Annotated in this window: 24 protein-coding genes; 21 read left to right on the top strand and 3 right to left on the bottom strand. The window is 61.9% G+C overall.

The window, feature by feature from the left end; all coding sequences use genetic code 11:
* Nucleotides 1–51 precede the first annotated feature (51 nt).
* Complete coding sequence (locus tag M728_RS12320; protein WP_026618709.1) at nucleotides 52–912, bottom strand: SDR family NAD(P)-dependent oxidoreductase; 861 nt, start codon at nucleotides 910–912, stop codon at nucleotides 52–54.
* 210 nt (nucleotides 913–1,122) lie between these two features.
* Nucleotides 1,123–1,899 (bottom strand): 3'(2'),5'-bisphosphate nucleotidase CysQ, encoded by a 777-nt coding sequence (cysQ, locus tag M728_RS12315; protein ID WP_026618710.1) that lies wholly within the window; start codon nucleotides 1,897–1,899, stop codon nucleotides 1,123–1,125.
* 507 nt (nucleotides 1,900–2,406) lie between these two features.
* Here cysQ and M728_RS12310 point away from each other — a divergent pair.
* The 6 genes from M728_RS12310 (at nucleotide 2,407) to M728_RS12285 (ending at nucleotide 7,911) form a co-directional block, all read left to right on the top strand.
* Nucleotides 2,407–3,309: a branched-chain amino acid ABC transporter permease gene (locus tag M728_RS12310; RefSeq protein WP_026618711.1), complete on the top strand. Its 903-nt coding sequence runs from the start codon at nucleotides 2,407–2,409 to the stop codon at nucleotides 3,307–3,309.
* A gap of 4 nt (nucleotides 3,310–3,313) precedes the next feature.
* A complete protein-coding gene (gene livM / locus M728_RS12305; protein WP_026618123.1) occupies nucleotides 3,314–4,699 on the top strand; it encodes a high-affinity branched-chain amino acid ABC transporter permease LivM in 1,386 nt (461 codons plus the stop codon).
* Nucleotides 4,699–5,586: an ABC transporter ATP-binding protein gene (locus M728_RS12300; protein ID WP_026618712.1), complete on the top strand. Its 888-nt coding sequence runs from the start codon at nucleotides 4,699–4,701 to the stop codon at nucleotides 5,584–5,586. The genes livM and M728_RS12300 overlap by 1 nt, the downstream gene beginning before the upstream one ends.
* Nucleotides 5,583–6,308 carry an ABC transporter ATP-binding protein gene (locus M728_RS12295; RefSeq protein WP_026618713.1) on the top strand — a complete coding sequence of 242 codons (726 nt, stop codon included), beginning with the start codon at nucleotides 5,583–5,585 and terminating at the stop codon, nucleotides 6,306–6,308. Before M728_RS12300 ends, M728_RS12295 begins: the two co-directional genes overlap by 4 nt.
* A 24-nt stretch (nucleotides 6,309–6,332) precedes the next feature.
* Nucleotides 6,333–6,677: a DUF6867 family protein gene (locus M728_RS12290; protein WP_026618120.1), complete on the top strand. Its 345-nt coding sequence runs from the start codon at nucleotides 6,333–6,335 to the stop codon at nucleotides 6,675–6,677.
* 115 nt (nucleotides 6,678–6,792) lie between these two features.
* Nucleotides 6,793–7,911, top strand: coding sequence for a branched-chain amino acid ABC transporter substrate-binding protein (locus M728_RS12285; protein ID WP_026618714.1), 1,119 nt, complete (start codon nucleotides 6,793–6,795; stop codon nucleotides 7,909–7,911).
* A 369-nt stretch (nucleotides 7,912–8,280) separates the two neighbouring features.
* Here the strand turns inward: M728_RS12285 and M728_RS12280 are convergent, their stop codons facing one another.
* The gene (locus tag M728_RS12280) at nucleotides 8,281–8,733 is read right to left on the bottom strand and encodes a MarR family winged helix-turn-helix transcriptional regulator (protein WP_026618715.1); all 453 of its coding nucleotides are present in this window, start codon (nucleotides 8,731–8,733) and stop codon (nucleotides 8,281–8,283) included.
* Between the two features lie 192 nt (nucleotides 8,734–8,925).
* Between M728_RS12280 and M728_RS12275 the strand changes: the two genes are divergently transcribed.
* The 15 genes from M728_RS12275 to ureG all read left to right on the top strand — a co-directional run bounded on the left by M728_RS12275 (nucleotide 8,926) and on the right by ureG (nucleotide 19,396).
* Nucleotides 8,926–9,927 (top strand): alpha/beta fold hydrolase, encoded by a 1,002-nt coding sequence (locus M728_RS12275; RefSeq protein WP_026618716.1) that lies wholly within the window; start codon nucleotides 8,926–8,928, stop codon nucleotides 9,925–9,927.
* Between the two features lie 138 nt (nucleotides 9,928–10,065).
* Nucleotides 10,066–11,031, top strand: coding sequence for a D-glycerate dehydrogenase (locus tag M728_RS12270; RefSeq protein WP_034883034.1), 966 nt, complete (start codon nucleotides 10,066–10,068; stop codon nucleotides 11,029–11,031).
* Nucleotides 11,032–11,159: 128 nt separating this feature from the next.
* Nucleotides 11,160–11,993 carry an urease accessory protein UreD gene (locus M728_RS12265; protein WP_026618718.1) on the top strand — a complete coding sequence of 278 codons (834 nt, stop codon included), beginning with the start codon at nucleotides 11,160–11,162 and terminating at the stop codon, nucleotides 11,991–11,993.
* A gap of 25 nt (nucleotides 11,994–12,018) precedes the next feature.
* Complete coding sequence (locus tag M728_RS12260) at nucleotides 12,019–12,321, top strand: urease subunit gamma (protein WP_026618115.1); 303 nt, start codon at nucleotides 12,019–12,021, stop codon at nucleotides 12,319–12,321.
* A gap of 10 nt (nucleotides 12,322–12,331) precedes the next feature.
* Nucleotides 12,332–12,586 carry a DUF1272 domain-containing protein gene (locus M728_RS12255; protein ID WP_026618719.1) on the top strand — a complete coding sequence of 85 codons (255 nt, stop codon included), beginning with the start codon at nucleotides 12,332–12,334 and terminating at the stop codon, nucleotides 12,584–12,586.
* 11 nt (nucleotides 12,587–12,597) lie between these two features.
* Nucleotides 12,598–12,903 carry an urease subunit beta gene (locus M728_RS12250; protein ID WP_026618113.1) on the top strand — a complete coding sequence of 102 codons (306 nt, stop codon included), beginning with the start codon at nucleotides 12,598–12,600 and terminating at the stop codon, nucleotides 12,901–12,903.
* Complete coding sequence (locus M728_RS12245) at nucleotides 12,900–13,322, top strand: lysozyme inhibitor LprI family protein (protein ID WP_026618720.1); 423 nt, start codon at nucleotides 12,900–12,902, stop codon at nucleotides 13,320–13,322. The genes M728_RS12250 and M728_RS12245 overlap by 4 nt, the downstream gene beginning before the upstream one ends.
* Nucleotides 13,323–13,324: 2 nt before the next feature.
* The gene (locus tag M728_RS12240; protein ID WP_026618721.1) at nucleotides 13,325–13,975 is read left to right on the top strand and encodes a hypothetical protein; all 651 of its coding nucleotides are present in this window, start codon (nucleotides 13,325–13,327) and stop codon (nucleotides 13,973–13,975) included.
* A 4-nt stretch (nucleotides 13,976–13,979) separates the two neighbouring features.
* The gene (gene ureC, locus M728_RS12235; protein WP_026618722.1) at nucleotides 13,980–15,692 is read left to right on the top strand and encodes an urease subunit alpha; all 1,713 of its coding nucleotides are present in this window, start codon (nucleotides 13,980–13,982) and stop codon (nucleotides 15,690–15,692) included.
* A 25-nt stretch (nucleotides 15,693–15,717) separates the two neighbouring features.
* The gene (locus M728_RS12230) at nucleotides 15,718–16,389 is read left to right on the top strand and encodes a TIGR02117 family protein (RefSeq protein ID WP_026618723.1); all 672 of its coding nucleotides are present in this window, start codon (nucleotides 15,718–15,720) and stop codon (nucleotides 16,387–16,389) included.
* A 196-nt stretch (nucleotides 16,390–16,585) separates the two neighbouring features.
* Nucleotides 16,586–17,125, top strand: coding sequence for a peroxiredoxin (locus tag M728_RS12225; RefSeq protein WP_026618724.1), 540 nt, complete (start codon nucleotides 16,586–16,588; stop codon nucleotides 17,123–17,125).
* A 131-nt stretch (nucleotides 17,126–17,256) separates the two neighbouring features.
* A complete protein-coding gene (locus M728_RS12220; protein ID WP_026618725.1) occupies nucleotides 17,257–17,553 on the top strand; it encodes a putative quinol monooxygenase in 297 nt (98 codons plus the stop codon).
* A gap of 1 nt (nucleotide 17,554) precedes the next feature.
* A complete protein-coding gene (gene ureE, locus M728_RS12215; protein ID WP_026618726.1) occupies nucleotides 17,555–18,034 on the top strand; it encodes an urease accessory protein UreE in 480 nt (159 codons plus the stop codon).
* Nucleotides 18,027–18,698, top strand: a complete 672-nt coding sequence (locus tag M728_RS12210) for an urease accessory protein UreF (protein ID WP_026618727.1) — start codon at nucleotides 18,027–18,029, stop codon at nucleotides 18,696–18,698. Before ureE ends, M728_RS12210 begins: the two co-directional genes overlap by 8 nt.
* Nucleotides 18,699–18,784: 86 nt before the next feature.
* Nucleotides 18,785–19,396: an urease accessory protein UreG gene (gene ureG, locus M728_RS12205; protein ID WP_026618728.1), complete on the top strand. Its 612-nt coding sequence runs from the start codon at nucleotides 18,785–18,787 to the stop codon at nucleotides 19,394–19,396.
* The last annotated feature ends 10 nt before the right edge of the window (nucleotides 19,397–19,406 follow it).

Genomic DNA, 19,406 nt, shown 5'->3' with positions numbered 1-19,406 from the left:
GCAAACGGTGGCGAGCGCGAGCCGATCGCGCCGGTTCGACGAAGATCACCGTCAATCTTTCTTTGCGGCAAGGAAAGACTGGAAGGCCTCACCATAGTCCGGATGCCAGCGCGAAAGCGGTGGCCGGTTTTCGACGATATCGCCGGCTGCCCAAAGGATGCGCTTCTCGTCCGTTGCACGTGCGACTTCGTTGTCCGGGCAGAGGATGTAGAAATCGCCGCGGGCGAGGCTCTCCATCATGAAGTCCACCGTCTGTTCGGGCGTCCAGGCACCGACCGGCTTTTCCGTCCGGCCATGTGCGGTCAGGGCCGTATAGACGAAGCCGGGGATCAGAAGATGCGCATTGACCTGGCAGTTCTCCGTATTGCGCAATTCGTGCTGCAGAGCTTCGGTGAAGACCTTCACGCCTGCCTTCGAGACGTTATAGGCCGGATCGCCTGGCGGCGTGGTGATACCCTGTTTCGAGCCTGTGTTGATGATCAGCGCGGGCTCGCCATGGGCAATCATGGCGGGTGCGAAGATACGCGAACCGTTGATCACGCCCCAGAGATTGACGCTGATCACGGCCTCCCAGTTCTCCATCGGGCCGAACATCGACGAGCCGGGCTGGATGCCGGCATTGTTCATCAGCACATGCACGCGGCCGAAACGCTCGCGTATCGCGCGCGCCAATGCCACAAGTTCGTCGGCCCGCGAGACATCCGTCGCGATCGCGGCGACATCGTCTGCCCCGCCGGCAGCGGCCTTTGCTACTTCTGCCGCGGCATCTTGCAACCGTTCACCGGCCAGATCTGCAAGCACGACCTTCATTCCGAGGCCGGCGAAGCGCTTCGCCGCGGCAAGCCCGATGCCGGAGGCGGCGCCCGTGATGACGACTACATTGTTCTTGGCAATGGCGGAATAGGACAACATGGCTCTCAATCCTGCTTGCGGGGACATCGAGCAGAAATAGGGCCCGGCGGCGGGCAAGTCCATGACGCGAATTGGGCGTTCACCAGCTTTTAGATTCCGGCCTTCGGCGTCGGCTTCACCAGCGCCAGGGCGGGACAAGCCCTTCAGCAAAGGAATGCTCGGCACGCAAGCGCTGCCGGTCCGAAGCGGATAACCTCTCGCGGATTCCTGTCACACCCTGCCACGCGCAATGAACCAGGGATTGGCGAAGTCGCTATCGTCCGGCTGGTTGCGCTTGCCATAGGCGAGCGGCTTGCCCGCCACTGTGAGCGTTTCGCCACCGGCCGTTCTCAGGATCGCGTCGCCCGCCGCCGTGTCCCACTCCATCGTCCGGCTGAAGCGCGGATAAATGTCGGCAAGACCCTCGGCCAGCAGGCAGAACTTCAGCGACGAGCCCACGGCCTCGTAGTCGGCGATGCCCCGTTCTGCGAGATAGGCGATCGTTTCTGCGCTGTTGTGCCAGCGGCTGGTCAGCGCGAGCGGCCGGTCAGCGCAGCGGCGGCAGCCGATGGGGGTCCAGGAGCCGGTGACGCTGCCTGCCTCGACGATCGCCTTCCTCGCCCGTCCGGCGGCGGCCGAATAAAGCACGCCGAGTGCGGGCGCATAGACGACACCGGCGGTTGGCGCGCCGTTTTCAATGAGTCCGATGTTTACGGTGAAATGGCTGTTGCGCTCGACGAATTCCTTGGTGCCATCGAGCGGGTCGACGAGGAAAAAGCGCCCACCGGCGATGTCGGGCACGTGCCCGGCGGCAACGGCTTCCTCCGCAACCACAGGAATGCCGGGGAAGGCGGCGGCAAGATCGGTAAGAATGATGTGTTCGGCGCGATGGTCCGCATCGGTGACCGGCGAGGTGTCGGCCTTGTAGATCACGGCGGGGCCGGCACCGTATATGTCCAGGATTGCCTGCCCGGCGACGATCGCCGATTTTTCCAGTATCTCGAGCATCTTCTCTCGTCTTTCCGGCGTCGCCGCATCGATTCCCATGCAATGCCCGGATAGCATCGATGGCGCGGCGGGAGAAAGTCATCTTTGCCGCTGCGAAGGGTAAAGCGTGGGGGGCCGGAAAGGATGCCTGTTGCCGATCGTATTTTTCCCGGTTGCGTGAGGCTGAGCGAATTGGCCACCGCGCCGCTGCCGCCGATGGCACTCGCGGCCAGCTCAAGGGGTGCCAGTTTGGGAGGGGTCGTTTGCGCGACCAGGCGACATTTGCCTGCCGTTTTTCGTTTTTTGCCGCCGGATTTGGCCATTTCGCGAGCGAAGGCTGCTGAAAATTTGATTTTTTTGGCTTCAAAAGCGTCAAATCGATTTTATCTCGGAAGAATCCACCGACGGCGCATTTTTTAGCTTTCATTTTCATTTGAAAGAGGTATGAAATCGGGCTCAGAGCACGCTCGGGAATGATAACTAATAACAAGAGATCGGACCATCAGGATCCGGTCCAGGGGAAGTTTGATGGAGTATTTCATCCAGCAGCTCGTCAACGGGCTGACACTTGGGTCTATTTATGGTATGATCGCAATCGGTTATACCATGGTCTACGGCATCATCGGCATGATCAACTTCGCCCACGGCGACATCTTCATGCTGGGCGGCTTTGCCGCTTTGATTGTCTTCTTGATTCTCACGACATTCATGGCGGGCGTACCGGTTGTACTGGCGCTTTTGCTTATGATGATCGTCGGCATGCTGACGGCAGCGCTCTGGAACTGGACCATCGAGCGGGTGGCCTATCGCCCTCTGCGCGGGTCCTTCCGTCTGGCTCCGCTGATTACGGCGATCGGTATGTCGATCGTCCTGTCGAACTTCATCCAGGTAACCCAGGGGCCGCGCAACAAGCCGATCCCGCCGCTCGTTTCCTCGGTTTATGAGATCCTGGGCATCGCGATCTCGTTGAAGCAGATTGTCATCGTCGTCATCACGGCAATCCTGCTTTCGGTCTTCTGGTACGTCGTCAACCACACACCGCTTGGACGTGCCCAACGCGCTACCGAGCAGGATCGCAAGATGGCGGCGCTGCTCGGCGTCGACGTCGATCGCACCATCTCGGTGACCTTCATCATGGGTGCGGCGCTCGCCGCCGTCGCCGGCACGATGTATCTGATGTACTATGGCGTCGTCGTGTTCACCGACGGCTTCGCTCCGGGTGTCAAGGCGTTCACGGCGGCCGTTCTCGGGGGCATCGGCTCGCTACCCGGCGCCGTCCTCGGCGGACTCTTGATCGGCCTCATCGAGTCGCTGTGGTCGGCCTATTTCACCATCGACTACAAGGATGTCGCGACATTCTCCATTCTCGCGATCGTCCTGATCTTCAAGCCGTCGGGTATTCTCGGACGACCGGAAGTCGAGAAGGTATAATTCCATGGCAAATGTTGCATCCACAACCGCAAGCGCCGGCAGTGAACTGACGGCGCGGGCCCTGCGAGAGGCCGTCTTTGCGGGTCTCATCACGCTCGGATTGTTCGTGCTCTTCGTCGGGCTCAAGACCGACCAGAACATCCGCAACGAGCTGATCCTTACTCAGCGCTGGGGGTTGCTCGCGACCTTTATCATCGTTGCCATGGTCGGTCGCTTCCTGATGGTCGCCTATGCCCAGCCGTGGCTTGCGCAGCGCAAGGCCACAAAGGCGGCCGCAGCCGAGGTGGTGAAGGAGGAGGGCTTCTTCAGCCGCAACTTCTCCAAAATCGCGATTGCCGCTCTGGTGCTCTATCCGCCCGTCATCGTCGCGCTTTTCGGCGTACAAGGCTCGCTGAAATGGGTCGACAACTTCGGCATCCAGATCCTGATCTATGTGATGCTCGCCTGGGGCCTTAACATCGTCGTCGGCCTCGCCGGCCTGCTCGACCTCGGATATGTCGCCTTCTATGCGGTCGGCGCCTATTCCTATGCGCTGCTCTCCAGCTATTTCGGCCTGTCCTTCTGGGTGCTGTTGCCGGTCGCCGGGCTGCTCGCCGCCTGCTGGGGCGTCATTCTCGGCTTCCCGGTGCTGCGCCTCAGGGGCGACTATCTGGCGATCGTGACGCTCGCCTTCGGCGAGATCATCCGCCTCGTGCTGATCAACTGGACCGAGGTCACCAAGGGTACGTTCGGCGTCTCCGGCATTGCCAAGGCGACGCTTTTCGGCATCAAGTTCGACGCCTCAAAGGACGGCTTCGCGGCGTTGATGGGCCTGCCGATCTCGTCTGCCTATTACAAAATCTTCCTGTTCTATCTGGCCCTCGCCCTTTGCATGATCACGGCCTTCGTCACCATCCGGCTGCGCCGGATGCCGATCGGTCGCGCCTGGGAAGCGCTGCGCGAGGATGAGATCGCCTGCCGCTCCCTTGGTATCAACACGGTGACTACCAAGCTGACGGCATTCGCCACCGGTGCGATGTTCGGCGGCTTCGCCGGCTCGTTCTTCGCCGTTCGCCAGGGCTTCGTCTCGCCGGAGTCCTTCGTCTTCCTCGAATCCGCGGTCATTCTCGCCATCGTCGTCCTCGGCGGCATGGGCTCGCTGACGGGAATCGCCATTGCGGCAATCGTGATGATTGGCGGCACCGAGATCCTGCGCGAGCTCACCTTCCTCAAGATGATCTTCGGACCGAACTTCACGCCTGAACTCTATCGCATGCTGATCTTTGGCCTGGCCATGGTCGTCGTCATGGTCTGGAAGCCGCGCGGCTTCGTCGGGTCGCGCGAGCCGACCGCGTTCCTCCACAAGCGCAAGGCCGTCTCCGGCAGCTTCACCAAGGAAGGGCACGGCTGATGACCTTCGAGGCAAACACTATGACAAAAGACCCCATCCTCAAGGTCGAGCGCCTGTCGATGCGCTTCGGCGGTCTCATGGCCATCAACGACTTCTCCTTCGAGGCCGAGCGCGGCGACATCACCGCGCTGATCGGCCCGAACGGGGCGGGCAAGACAACGGTGTTCAACTGCATCACCGGTTTCTACAAGCCGACGATGGGCATGATCACCCTGCGGCAGAGGTCCGGCAAGGAATACCTCCTGGAGCGCCTGCCGGATTTCGAAATCACCAAGCAGGCCAAGGTCGCTCGCACGTTCCAGAACATCCGGATGTTCTCGGGGCTCACGGTTCTGGAGAATCTGCTCGTTGCGCAGCACAATAAGCTGATGCAGGCTTCAGGTTACACCTTGCTCGGCCTGTTCGGCTTCCCGGCCTATCGCCAGGCCTCCAAGGAATCGATCGAACTCGCCAGACATTGGCTCGAAAAGGCATCCCTCATCGATCGTGCCGACGATCCAGCGGGCGACCTGCCCTATGGTGCGCAGCGGCGGCTGGAGATCGCCCGCGCCATGTGCACGGGGCCGGAGCTTCTTTGCCTGGACGAGCCAGCAGCCGGTCTTAACCCGCGCGAGTCGCTCGCCCTGAACCAACTCCTGCAGGAGATTCGCCGCGACACCGGCACCTCCATCCTGTTGATCGAGCACGACATGTCCGTGGTGATGGAAATTTCCGATCACGTCGTGGTGCTCGAATACGGGCAGAAGATTTCCGACGGCAACCCGGACTTCGTGAAGCACGATCCAAAGGTCATCGCGGCCTATCTGGGTGTCGAGGATGAAGAGGTTGAAGAGGTGATCGAAGAGATCGAGGAAATCGAAAGCGAGCAGGGAGGCATCAATCCATGACTGCTGCGCTGCTGAATGTGAGAGGCGTCGAGACCTATTACGGCAACATCCGCGCCTTGAACGGCGTCGATATCGAGGTCCATCGCGGAGAGATCGTTTCGTTGATCGGCGCCAACGGCGCCGGAAAGTCGACGCTGATGATGACGATCTGCGGCAGTCCGCAGGCGCGCACCGGTTCGATTCACTTCGACGGCCAAGAGATCACGCGTATGCCGACGCACGAGATCGCGCGCTTGAGGATAGCGCAGTCCCCGGAAGGGCGGCGCATCTTTCCGCGCATGACGGTGCTCGAGAATCTTCAGATGGGCGCGGGCCTCGACAATCTGAAGCACTTCAACGAGGACGTGGAGAAGGTCTTCACGCTATTTCCGCGGCTCAAGGAGCGGCAGGCTCAGCGCGGCGGCACTCTGTCGGGCGGCGAACAGCAGATGCTGTCGATCAGTCGCGCGCTGATGGCGCGGCCAAAGCTGCTCCTGCTCGACGAACCATCGCTCGGTCTTGCGCCTTTGATCGTCAAGGGCATTTTCGAAGCGATCAAAAAGCTCAACAAGCAAGAAGGCCTCACCGTGTTCCTGGTGGAGCAGAACGCCTTCGGAGCGCTCAAGCTCTCCGATCGCGGCTACGTCATGGTCAACGGTAGGGTGACGATGAGCGGGACCGGCAAGGATCTCCTCGCCAATCCGGAGGTGCGATCGGCCTATCTCGAAGGCGGACGTCATTGACGCGCCGCGCTGGAGTTAAGTGACATGCAGGGAATTCTCTACGAAGAAGCCTCAATCTGGCAGTTTCTCTTCATCACCTGGGTACTCGGCGGGTGGACCGCATGGCGGACCGGTAAGAGCGTTGCCGAGAGCTGGTATGGCGCTCCGCGGCTGTTGATCTATGTGGCGCTGCTCGGCTGGGGCATCCGCTTCATCCATCATGCGCTCTTCGGCGGCACGATGTTCAGCCTCCAATACTATGTCGTAGACACGCTCGTGCTTTTGTTGTTTGCTACTGCCGGCTTCCGGTACTACCGAACCAAGCAAATGGCGAACATGTACTACTGGCTCTATGAAAAGAGCTCGCCTTTCTCCTGGAAGGCCAAATAAGGGAACAGCGCGTGCCGGTCGGCAGCGGCCGGTGCGAAAGAACACCGGCGCAATTGATGGTGGGCATTGCGCAGGCTTAGTAACGAGACCCGCTCGAATATTTGGGAGTAACAAGATGAAAAAGTCTCTTCTGTCAGCTGTGGCGCTGACAGCAATGGTTGCTTTCAGCGGCACCGCATGGGCTGACATTCTGGTCGGTGTCGGTGGTCCGCTGACCGGCCCGAATGCGGCGTTCGGCGCCCAGCTCCAGAAAGGTGCGGAGCAGGCGGCTGCCGACATCAATGCCGCAGGCGGCATTAATGGGGAACAGATCAAGATCGTTCTCGGTGACGATGTTTCGGATCCCAAGCAGGGCATTTCCGTCGCCAACAAGTTTGTCGCCGATGGCGTGAAGTTCGTCGTCGGGCACTTCAACTCGGGCGTTTCCATTCCGACGTCGGAAATCTATGCCGAAAACGGCATCCTGCAGATCACGCCGGCTTCGACGAACCCGCAGTTCACCGAACGCGGCCTGTGGAACACCTTCCGCACCTGCGGCCGTGATGATCAGCAGGGCGCCGTCGCGGGCGCCTATATCGCTGCCAATTTCAAGGACGCCAAGGTCGCCGTCGTCCACGACAAGACCCCGTATGGTCAGGGCCTTGCCGATGAGACCAAGAAGGCGATGAATGAAGCCGGCGTCACCGAAGCGCTTTACGAAGGCATCAATACCGGTGACAAGGATTTCTCCGCGCTCATCGCCAAGATGAAGCAAGCCGGCGTTTCGATCGTCTATTACGGCGGTCTGCACACCGAAGCCGGTCTCATCATGCGCCAGATGAAGGATCAGGGCCTGAAGGCAACGATGATGTCCGGCGACGGCATCGTCTCGAACGAGCTGGCTTCGATCGCCGGCGACGCCGTCGACGGCACACTGATGACCTTCGCACCCGATCCGCGCAAGAGCCCGGCCGCCAAGGAACTCGTCGAGAAGTTCCGCGCCTCCGGCTTCGAACCGGAAGCCTACACGCTCTATGCCTATGCGGCCCTGCAAGTGATTGCTGACGGCGCCAAGGCAGCCGGCGGCAATGACCCGCAGGCCGTCGCAGAAGCCCTCAAGGCCAAGGGTCCGTTCAAGACGGCGATCGGCGAACTCGGCTTTGACGAAAAGGGCGACATCACCCGCCCGGACTACGTCATGTACACCTGGAAGAAGGGTGACGACGGCAAGTACAGCTACTTCCAGAACGAATAGTCCGTTCTTCCGCTATGAAAACGACTTCCGAACCCGGCGTGAAAGCGCCGGGTCCTTTGTTTTGGGTGAGACGAAACGCGCGGCGTTGGGAATGCTGCAGCGGCCGCCGCGTTTCCCAAAGTCTGGCGATGCCGTCGCGTAACGCTCCTGCCGGGTACAGCGCTGGGCGTCTTATCAGACGCGCAAATGTCGCTGTAGCACTTTGAATTTCTGCATGTCTTTGTCCTTAACTCGAGGTCGATTTAAGGAGACATGCAGTAGCGCGGGATGAGGAAAAGTGTGCGCGGTTTTCCGCCCGCATGCCGCGCTAACCTATTAGAATCGATCACGTTCATGACTTTGGGTCGATCCGCCCTAAATCGTCGTGATCTATCGCAACAACGATGCGCGCAGGGCCGCGATTTCCTGTTTCAGCCGTACGATCTCCGCCGGCTCCATTCCTGTCGCGTCGGCGATACCGAGCGGAACGCGGCTCGCCTTTTCCTTCAAGGCCTTGCCGGTGCCGGTCAGCCGCACGCGCACTTGCCGCTCATCGGTCTTGTCGCGCACCCTTGCAATGTAGCCCATGGCCTCGAGGCGTTTCAGCATGGGGGTGAGCGTGCTCGATTCCAAGAAGAGCTTCTCGCCCAGGCTGCCGACGGTTTGGTCGTCTTTCTCCCACAGCACCACCATCACCAGATATTGCGGATAGGTGAGATCCAGCGCGTCGAGGAGCGGCTTGTAGACCCGCGTGAAGGCGTGGTTTGCGGAATAGATCGCAAAGCACAGGAAATTGTCGAGCTTCATCAGGTCCTCCGAGGAGGGGAGGTCTGCCTTTGCCATGGCCGTTATCCGATTCATCGAACCAGAAAAATAAATCGTTCGCGATATAATCGCAAGGTATTGACAGACAAAATTCGGCGGGATAAATATCGTGCACGATCTAATCGTCAGCGATACAAGGTGAGCATCGAGCACGATTTGATCGCAAGTTCTATAAAGTTGTTTTGAATAGCGCCAACAAGGAGCATTTCCATGACTAAGGTTCAGGTAAAGGCAAGAGCGAACAACGTCTCAAGGAGAGAGATGCTGGCCGGTGCGCTGGGCGCTGCCGGCGCAGTCGCGGCAATCTCCGCGGTCAAGCCGGCTGAAGCGGCGAGCTCCAGCCCGGCGGCATCCGCAACCGTCGCGGGCGCAAAGACAATCGGCAGCCGGATCACCACGCGCGACGGCGTCGAGATCTATTATAAGGACTGGGGCCCGAAGGACGGGCCGGTCGTCATACTCAGCCATGGTTGGCCGCTCTCTTCCGATAGCTGGGAAGCGCAGGCCTTCCATCTTGCCAGCAACGGCTTTCGCGTTGTCGCGCATGACCGTCGCGGTCACGGGCGCTCGAGCCAGACCTGGGACGGCAACGACATGGATCACTATGCCGACGACCTTGCGGATGTGATCGAGGCGCTGGATCTGAAGGACATCTTCCTTGCCGGCTTTTCGACCGGCGGTGGGGAGGTCGCCCGCTATATCGGCCGCCACGGCACCGGTCGTGTCGCCAAGGCCGGGCTGATCGCTGCCGTGCCGCCGCTGATGGTCAAGACCGACAAGAACCCCGGCGGCTTGCCGAAGGAGGTGTTCGAGGGTCTGCAGGCGGCAAGCCTTGCCGATCGTTCGCAGCTCTACAAAGATATCGCCTCGGGCCCGTTCTTCGGCTTCAACCGGCCGGGCGCCAAACCCTCGCAGGGCATGATCGACAGCTTCTGGCTGCAGGGCATGATGGCAGGGCACAAGAACACATACGACTCGATCGTCGCCTTCTCGCAGACCGATTTCACCGAGGATCTGAAGAAGTTCGACGTGCCGACGCTGATCGTCCACGGCGACGACGACCAGATCGTGCCGATCGACGCCGCCGCGCGCGCCTCGAAGAAGCTCATCCCCCATGCGGTGCTGAAGGTCTATCCGGGCGCCCCGCACGGTATTGCCGACACGCACAAGGAACAACTGAACAAGGACCTGCTGGAATTTGCTCGGTCCTGATAGCGCCTCGGCCTGTACTTGTAAGCACAGATGCCGTGGCTGGAGGGCGCCTCGACCGGCGCCCTCTTTTTTGCGCGGGCGGCTATCCAGCGGCCGGATTTCGTGCACTATCCCGAGCCGATACTTGGGAGACGTCCGATGACACGCATTCTTCTCACTCGACGCTGGCCCGAGGCCGTGGAGCAGGTCCTTGCTGCGAGGTTCGAAACCGTCTTCAACGAAGGGGACAGGCCGATGGATGCGGCCGCCCTTGCAGAGGCATTGCGCAATTTCGACGCGGTGCTGCCGACCGTATCCGACCGGCTGCCGGCTACGCTTTTCGCCGGCGGAAATCTACGCGCAAAAATCCTCGGCAATTTCGGCGTTGGCTACAATCACATCGACGTCGCGGCCGCGAAGGCCGCCGGCATCGTGGTGACGAACACGCCGGGCGTTCTGACCGATTGCACCGCAGATCTTGCCCTGTCGCTGTTGCTTGCCGTTGCCCGACGAACCGGCGAAGGCGAGCGGCAGGTGAGGGCAGGCGCCTGGGATGGTTGGCGTCCCACCCACATGATCGGCACGAAGGTGAGCGGCAAGACGCTCGGCATTATCGGCTTCGGCCGCATCGGCAAAGCCATGGCGAAACGCTGCCGCTTCGGCTTCGACATGGACGTCGTCTTCTACAACCGTTCGAAGGTCGCGGAGGAGGAGGCGAAACGCTTCGGCGCCCGTCAGCTCGAGACAGTCGAGGACGTACTCAAGACGGCGGACTTCGTGTCATTGCACTGCCCCGGCGGCGGCGAGAACCGGCACCTCATGAATGCCGCCCGCTTTGCGGCGATGAGGTCGGGCGCCTATCTCATCAATACCGCGCGCGGCGACGTCGTTGACGAAGTCGCGCTGATCGACGCGCTCGAAAGAGGCGTGATCCGCGGCGCCGGTCTCGATGTCTACGAGGCGGAACCGGACGTGCCTCAGCGCCTGAGGGCGCTCGAAAACGTCGTGCTTCTGCCGCATCTCGGCAGCGCGACGGACGAGACGCGCACGGCGATGGGAATGAAGGTCGTCGACAACATCACCGCCTTCTTCGCGGGGCAGGAGCCGCCGGACCGGGTGGCTTGAGCTCGGCACATAGCAACGCGGCAATTTCGCTTGCGAAACAGCAGCTTGACTTTGGCCGCCTGGTTTCCGACGATGCCGGATCGATGAAGCGCGTCGGCAAGGCGTGCCGCAGGGGAAATCCGAGGACTTTGACTGAAGCAGCAATGATCGCTCCGCAAAGGGCGTGGGGAAAGGGGCGGCTCGTTGCCAAGGCTCAGCACGGGAGCACGCGCATTGCCGAGCTCTACCAGGAAGGCTGCGCCAAGATTCGCCTGCCGAAGACCTTCGACGGCTCGATGGAAGCAGTGCTCATCAATTCATCGGGCGGCGTTACCGGCGGCGACCGGCTGAGCTGGGCGTTCGAGGCGGGCGAAGGGACGAACCTCACGCTGACGACGCAGGCCTGCGAGAAGATCTATAAGGCAAGTGCGGGAACGGCCGACGTCGTGACTCGAATATCGGTCGCGGCCGGAGGCCGGGTCGATTGGCTGCCGCAGGAAACGATCCTCTTCGATCGCGCGTCGCTGTCGCGCTCGCTCGAGGTCGAGCTTGCCTATGACGCATCCTTCCTGGCGGTCGAAGCCGTGCTGCTCGGGCGCAAGGCCATGGGCGAGGTCGTCCGCACGGCGCTCTTCCGCGATCGTTGGCGAATCTCGAGTGGCGGCAAGCTGATCCACGCGGAGAACCTCGCCTTTGGTGATGACGTCGCAAATCTCGTGGCCCGGCGCGCGGTGCTGGACGGAGCGGCCGCGTTTGCGACGCTGTTCTACGCTGCGCCGGATTACGAAGCCATGCTTTCGAAGCTGCGCGGGTTGCTTGGGGAATATGCGCAAGCGGGCATAAGCCATTATCGAGTCGCAGGCCGCGACAAGATCGTTGCACGCATTGCGGCCGCGGACGGTTTTGCGCTCAGAAAAATCCTGATTCCCCTCATTTCGCACTTGCGTAAGGACGCATCTGTGCCGAAAGTCTGGACTCTCTGACCCGTACTAATCTGGATGGCGACGCATGAATCTCACTCCGCGCGAAAAAGACAAGCTGTTGATTTCCATGGCGGCGATGGTGGCGCGCCGGCGGCTGGAGCGGGGTGTGAAGCTCAACCATCCCGAGGCGATCGCCCTCATCACCGACTTCGTCGTCGAGGGCGCGCGTGACGGCCGTTCCGTCGCCGAATTGATGGAGGCCGGCGCCCACGTGCTGACGCGCGATCAAGTGATGGAGGGCATCCCGGAGATGATTCACGACATCCAAATCGAGGCGACTTTTCCGGACGGGACGAAGCTCGTAACCGTCCACGAACCGATCCGCTAAGGGAACCGCTATGCTGACTCTCCGCCCGAACTGTGAGTGCTGCGACCGCGACCTGCCGCCCGAAAGCTGGGAGGCGATGATCTGCACCTTCGAGTGCACCTTTTGCACTGATTGCGCCGAGGCGAGGCTTGGCGGCATCTGCCCGAATTGCAGCGGCGAGCTGGTCCGCCGTCCGGTGCGTCCGGCGGCAATGCTGAAGAAATATCCGGCATCGACGGAGCGTGTGCTGAAGCCGGAAGGCTGCACGGCTTCAAACGCTGCGTAAGGGGACCGACTATGATTCCAGGTGAAATCATCGCAGCCGCGGGCGATATCGAGCTCAACGCCGGTCTTGAGACCGTGACCATCGAGGTCTCCAACTCCGGCGACCGTCCGGTGCAGGTCGGCAGCCACTATCATTTCGCTGAAACGAATCCAGGGCTTCTCTTCGATCGCGATGCAGCGCGCGGCAAGCGGCTCGACATTCCGGCCGGCACGGCCGTTCGCTTCGAGCCGGGGCAAACGCGGCAGGTGACGCTCATCCCGCTTTCGGGAAAGCGCGAGGTTTTCGGCTTCCGCCAGCAGGTTATGGGCAAGCTATGAGGGCAGTCGCTTCCGTCATTGGCCTGCTGTTCGTTTCGATGAGGTCGGCGCTTGCTCAGGAAGAGCCGCAAGTGGACTGCCGGAATGCCGTGGCGCAGATGGATTTGAACATCTGCGCCGATCGAGACTACCGGACGGCGGATGCGGAGCTGAACAAGGTCTACAAGCAGGCAATGACCGCGATGCAGGCAACCGACAAGGAGCTCGGGGGTATCGATCCTGCTTACGTCGGCGCCGTCGAGGCGTTGAAAAAGGCCCAGCGGGCTTGGATCGGCTACCGCGACGGGCAGTGTGAACTGGCAGGATTCGAGGCGCGAGGCGGCTCGATGGAGCCCATGCTGGTTTCCGGCTGCCTCGCGGAGCTGACGCGCAAGCGCACCGCCGAACTGAAAGAGCTTGTCGAATCGGCGGAGAACTGACGTTGCAAAATCGCCGCGTCATCATGATCGTGGGAAATGGCACGGTTGCGGACGGCGCTGCCGCCGCGATCGATGCCGCGGACCTCGTGATCCGGTTCAACGACTGCCGCTCGGCCGGCCGAGGCGGCGTCAAGACCGATATCGTCGCCGTCTGCAATACCGGCCGCCCGGCGCTTTCGATGCTTGGCGGCGGCCGCTGGAAGACGAACGAGCCAGTCCGGCAAGCCCGCGAGATATGGAGCGTGCGTTCCGGCGTCAAATTCGCTCAGATGAGGAGGGCGCTCGCGGCGAGCCACCCGGATCTCGACGATTTCTGCGACGACTACACAATCGGTTTCGAGAGCTTCGCCCGCGCGACGGGGCGAAAGCATCGGGTCATTGCGACCGAGACGCACGAATGCCTCGACCGCGATCTCGCCCGCTTCGAACCGCCGCCCTACGTCGTGCCCTCGAGCGGCCTGGTGGTGATCGCCGACGTTCTTTCCAGCTTCGCATCCGCCGGCGACGACATCGTTCTCACCGGTTTCGGTCATAGCGGCTGGGAATGGCATCCCTTTGCCGCCGAGCGCCGCTACGTCGATGCACTGGTGGCGCAAGGGCGGCTCCGCCGCCTTCCTCAATCCTCTTCGTCAGACTTGTTCCAAGGAGCCTGAGCCCATGTCCTACAAAATGTCGCGCGCGGCCTATGCTAGCATGTTCGGTCCGACCGTCGGCGACAAGGTCCGGCTTGCCGATACCGAGCTCTTCATCGAGGTCGAGAAGGATTTCACGACCTATGGCGAGGAGGTGAAGTTCGGCGGCGGCAAGGTGATCCGCGACGGCATGGGCCAAGCCCAGGTCACGCGCGAGGGCGGCGCGGTCGACACGGTGATCACCAATGCGCTGATCGTCGACCATTGGGGCATCGTGAAAGCGGATATCGGCCTCAAGGACGGGCGGATCGCGGCGATCGGCAAGGCGGGAAATCCCGACACGCAGCCAGGTGTGAACATCATCGTCGGCCCGGGCACCGAGGCGATAGCCGGCGAGGGCAAGATCGTCACCGCCGGCGGCATGGACAGCCATATCCACTTCATCTGCCCGCAGCAGATCGAAGAGGCGCTGATGAGTGGTCTCACCTGCATGCTCGGCGGCGGCACGGGGCCGGCCCACGGCACTCTCGCCACCACCTGCACGCCGGGGCCGTGGCATATCGCCCGGATGATCGAAGCGGCCGATGCTTTCCCGATGAATCTCGCCTTTGCCGGCAAGGGCAATGCCTCTCTCCCCGGCGCGCTCGTCGAAATGGTGCTCGGCGGCGCCACCTCGCTCAAGCTGCACGAGGACTGGGGAACCACGCCGGGCGCGATCGACTGCTGCCTCTCCGTTGCCGATGAATACGACGTGCAGGTGATGATCCATACGGACACGCTGAACGAGAGTGGCTTCGTCGAGGATACGATCGCGGCGATCAAGGGGCGGACGATCCATGCCTTCCACACGGAAGGAGCGGGCGGCGGTCACGCTCCGGACATCATCAAGATCTGCGGCCAGCCGAACGTCATCCCTTCCTCGACCAATCCGACTCGGCCCTACACGCTGAATACGCTCGCCGAGCATCTCGACATGCTGATGGTCTGCCATCACCTGTCACCCTCGATCCCCGAAGACATTGCCTTTGCCGAAAGCCGCATCCGCAAGGAGACGATCGCGGCGGAAGACATCCTCCATGATATCGGCGCCTTCTCGATCATCTCCTCCGACAGCCAGGCGATGGGCCGCGTCGGCGAGGTAGCGATCCGCACTTGGCAGACCGCCGACAAGATGAAACGCCAGCGTGGCCGGCTCAAGGAGGAGACGGGCGACAACGACAATTTCCGGGTCAAGCGTTACATCGCCAAGTACACGATCAATCCGGCGATCGCCCATGGTCTCAGCCACGAGATCGGCTCCCTCGAAGTCGGCAAGCGCGCCGATCTCGTCATCTGGAACCCGGCCTTCTTCGGCGTCAAGCCGGACATGGTGCTTTTGGGCGGGTCGATTGCCGCGGCTCCGATGGGCGATCCGAATGCCTCGATCCCGACGCCGCAGCCGGTCCACTACCGGCCGATGTTCGCGGCCTACGGAAGGGCGCGGACGAATTCCTCCGTCACCTTCGTCTCGCAGGCCTCGCTCGACGCCGGGCTTGCGGGAAGGCTCGGCGTCGCCAAGGAGCTCGTAGCGGTGCAGAACACTCGCGGCGGCATCGGCAAGGCGTCGATGATCCACAACAGCTTGACGCCGCATATCGAGGTCGATCCGGAAACCTATGAGGTCCGTGCCGACGGAGAACTCTTGACCTGCGAGCCGGCGACGGTGCTGCCGATGGCGCAGCGCTACTTCCTGTTCTGAGCGCTAGGTTTGCCCTGAACCGTGAATGAAGCGTGTGGCCAAATGGTTTTGCGGGGCCATCCTCGCCTTCGTGTTTGCCATCACTGGCGGAGCCTTGGTCCCGCGGCCGCTGATGCCCGCCTATGCTTCGGCAGATGTGGAGGGGCTACGTCGGATACTCGTGCTGTCCGGTCCGATCCACACCGACATAGCGATACCACTTGATGACGACGTGCGGGAGAAATTCGCATTCGTCGAAGATGCGGGCGTGCCCGTTCTGCATCCCGACGCCCGGTGGCTCATCTTCGGCTGGGGAGGGCGCTCATTCTATCTCGAGACTCCGACCTGGAGCGAGTTGAAGCCGCTGCCCGTCCTTCGGGCGCTCAGCTTCGACCGATCCGTGCTGCATGTCGATGTCGCTGGGCAAATTGTCGAGCCGCAGGAGTCGGTCACGGGGTTCGACGTGGATGTCGAGGAGTTCCAGCGGTTGATAGAATTCGTGTTCGAGAGCTTTCAGCGGCCGGACGGGGACATCGCACCTGTTACAGGCTTTTCCTATGGTCCAAACGACCGCTTCTTTGAGGCGAAGGGCTATTTCAACGCCCTGTTCGGCTGCAATACATGGACCGCGAGCGCGCTCAGAAAGGCGGGATTGCGGACCGGTCTGTGGAACCCGCTTCCGGTCACGCTGGATCTTTCCCTTGGTATTTACAACTGAACTGAACAGGCGCGTTTCGGCCCGACGCCACCAGTCATGCGTCAATCGCATGCCTGCTATGCGTCGCGGCCTGAAGCGCCGCTTTGATGCTGCACTGCAGCGGAATCTCCGGTAGGAAGGACACTCGTTTTCCGCCGGCCGCGTTTCTTCCTCCCAAGACTTGATGCCGCCGGCAGCCGGTTCGAAGGAGATGATGATGCTCGGCAGAAAAGTTCCCGCTGTAACCTTCCGTACCCGCGTCCGCGACGAAGCCGTCGGCGGTTCCAATCCGTACCGCTGGCAGGACGTCACGTCGGACGATTATTTCGCCGGCAGGCGCGTCGTGCTGTTCTCGCTGCCGGGCGCTTTCACCCCGACCTGCTCGACCTACCAGCTTCCCGACTTCGAGAAGCTCACGCCTGAGTTCCGCACGCTCGGCATCGACGCGATCTACTGCATATCGGTGAACGACGCCTTCGTCATGAATGCGTGGGGCAAGTCGCAGGGGCTGGAAAACGTCAAGCTCATTCCGGACGGCTCGGGCGAATTCACCCGCAAGATCGGCATGCTCGTCGCCAAGGACAATCTCGGCTTCGGCATGCGTTCCTGGCGCTATGCCGCCGTCATCAACAACGGCGTCGTCGAACAGTGGTTCGAAGAGGAAGGCTATTCCGACAATTGCGATAGCGATCCCTATGGAATTTCCTCGCCGCAGAACATTCTCGCGGCCTTGAAGTCGCAGAAGCTCGCTGCTTGATCCTATTTTATCGACATTGGGAAGGCCCCGGCTCCCGCAAGCAGGCTCCTGAAAATCAACGGTTTTCGCCTTCTTGCTGGCGCCGGGGCTTTTTCTTGCTAAAGTGGCGCGGGGTTGGAGACAGGACTTCGATGGTTTACGTTATCGCACATCTGAAGGCGCATGCGGGCAAGGGCGATGAGGTCGTGGCGCTTGCCGGGCCGCTGATCGAGGCGACGCGCAAGGAGGCGGGCTGCATCGGTTATGAGCTCTACCGCAAGCCTGCCGATCCCGACACGCTCATCTTCGTCGAGACATGGAAGGACAGGGCGGCTGTGGATGCGCATTTCGCCGAGCCGCATCTGCAGAGCTTCAAGGCGGCGATGGTTGACCTGCTTGCAGAGGCTCGCATCGAGGTCGTGCATCCGGAAAAGGTCGAGGTTCTCTGACGTGCCTTACCGCTCGACCGAGATCCTTCCGCCCGGATCGGCCGGCGAGACGCCGCTCCAGCGCGTGACGCTCACCCATGACCAGCGGCACCTGCGTCGCAAGCTCCTGCATCTCGAAAACGACGATGTGGTCATGGTCGACCTCAAGGAGCCGGTGATGCTCGCCGATGGGGACCTCCTGGTCATCGAAGGCGGCGGCTACATCGAGGTCAAGGCGGCTGAGGAAGCGCTTTACGAAGTCCGTCCGAAAAACGCCCTGCACCTCATCGAGCTTGCCTGGCACCTCGGTAACCGGCATCTGCCGGCGGCGGTGGAGGAGGGGCGGATCCTGATCGCCCGCGATCCCGTGATCAGGGCGATGCTGGAAGGGCTGGGCGCAACGGTCGACGAAGTGACCGAACCCTTCCATCCCCTTCGTGGCGCCTATCACGGCGGCGGCCATCATCACCACGGGCACGGCGACCACCACCATCATGGCTGAGCGGGTCGATACGCAGGCGCTGCTCCGCCTCGTTACCTGGCTCTCGCCGGCCTTTCCGATCGGCTCGTTCTCTTATTCCGGCGGCCTGGAGCAGGCGGTACACGATGGCCTCGTCACCCATGCCGAGGACTTGCGGCGGTGGCTCGAGACGCTGATGAACCACGGTACGGCGTGGAACGATGCGCTGTTTCTGGCCGAAGGCTATCGTTGCCACCAGGACCCTTCGCGATTGAGGGCGGTCTGCCAACTGGCGGAGGCGCTGGCCGGCTCGCGCGAACGGCACATGGAAACCATGCTCCTTGGCGAGGCCTTTCTCGCGGCCGCCGGCCATTGGCCGCAGCCGGTGCTCGAAACACTCGGATCGACGGTCGCCTATCCGGTGGCGGTCGGCGCCGTTGCCGGCGCGCATCGAACGGGCCTCGAGCCGGCGCTCGCCGCCTTTCTCAACGCGAGCGCCTCGAATGCGGTGTCGGTCGCCATTCGCTGCGGTGTCATGGGTCAGCGCGATGGCGTCGGTGTGCTCGCCGCGCTGGAGGAGACGATAGCCGGCGTGGCGGCTCGCGCAGCAGCGGGCTCGCTCGACGATCTTGGCTCGGCTGCGGTCATGGCCGATATTGCTTCGCTCAGACACGAAACCCTGCATTCGCGCCTGTTTCGCTCCTGACGCATGCCGCTCAAAAAGTATGCAGCGGGGGAAACGACATGCATGAAAAGCGAGAACTCTCAGGCGCTCGGAAAGGACATATGAACATGCCATCGGAAAACGGTCCGCTTCGCGTGGGCATCGGCGGCCCGGTCGGATCCGGCAAGACGGCGCTGACCGACAAGCTCTGCAAGGCGATGCGGGAGAAATACTCCGTCGCCGTCGTCACCAACGACATCTACACCAAGGAGGATGCGGAGGCGCTGGTGCGCATGCAGGCGCTGCCCTCTGAGCGGATCGTCGGCGTCGAGACCGGCGGCTGCCCCCACACGGCGATCCGCGAGGACGCCTCGATCAATCTTCAGGCGATCGCCGAACTCAACCGCCGTATTCCCGATCTGGACGTGGTCTTCATCGAGTCGGGCGGCGACAACCTGGCGGCGACCTTTTCGCCCGATCTGGCCGACCTGACGATCTATGTGATCTCGGTCTGCCAGGGCGAGGAGATCCCGCGCAAGGGTGGTCCGGGGATCACCAAGTCCGATCTCTTGGTGATCAACAAGAAGGATCTCGCCCCTCACGTCGGCGCCGATCTCGAGGTCATGGAACGCGATGCGGCGCGGATGCGCGCGGAAAAGCCTTTTGTGTTTTCGGATATGAAACGCGGTGACGGCGTCGACCGGATCGTCGAGTACCTGACGGTGCACGGAGGGCTTTGACGCGGTCCGA

The organism is Ensifer sp. WSM1721 (assembly GCF_000513895.2).
In the GTDB taxonomy this organism is placed as follows: Bacteria; Pseudomonadota; Alphaproteobacteria; order Rhizobiales; family Rhizobiaceae; genus Sinorhizobium.
Note: the sequence above shows the minus strand (reverse complement) of the source record. Positions and strands in the feature narration are given on the sequence as shown.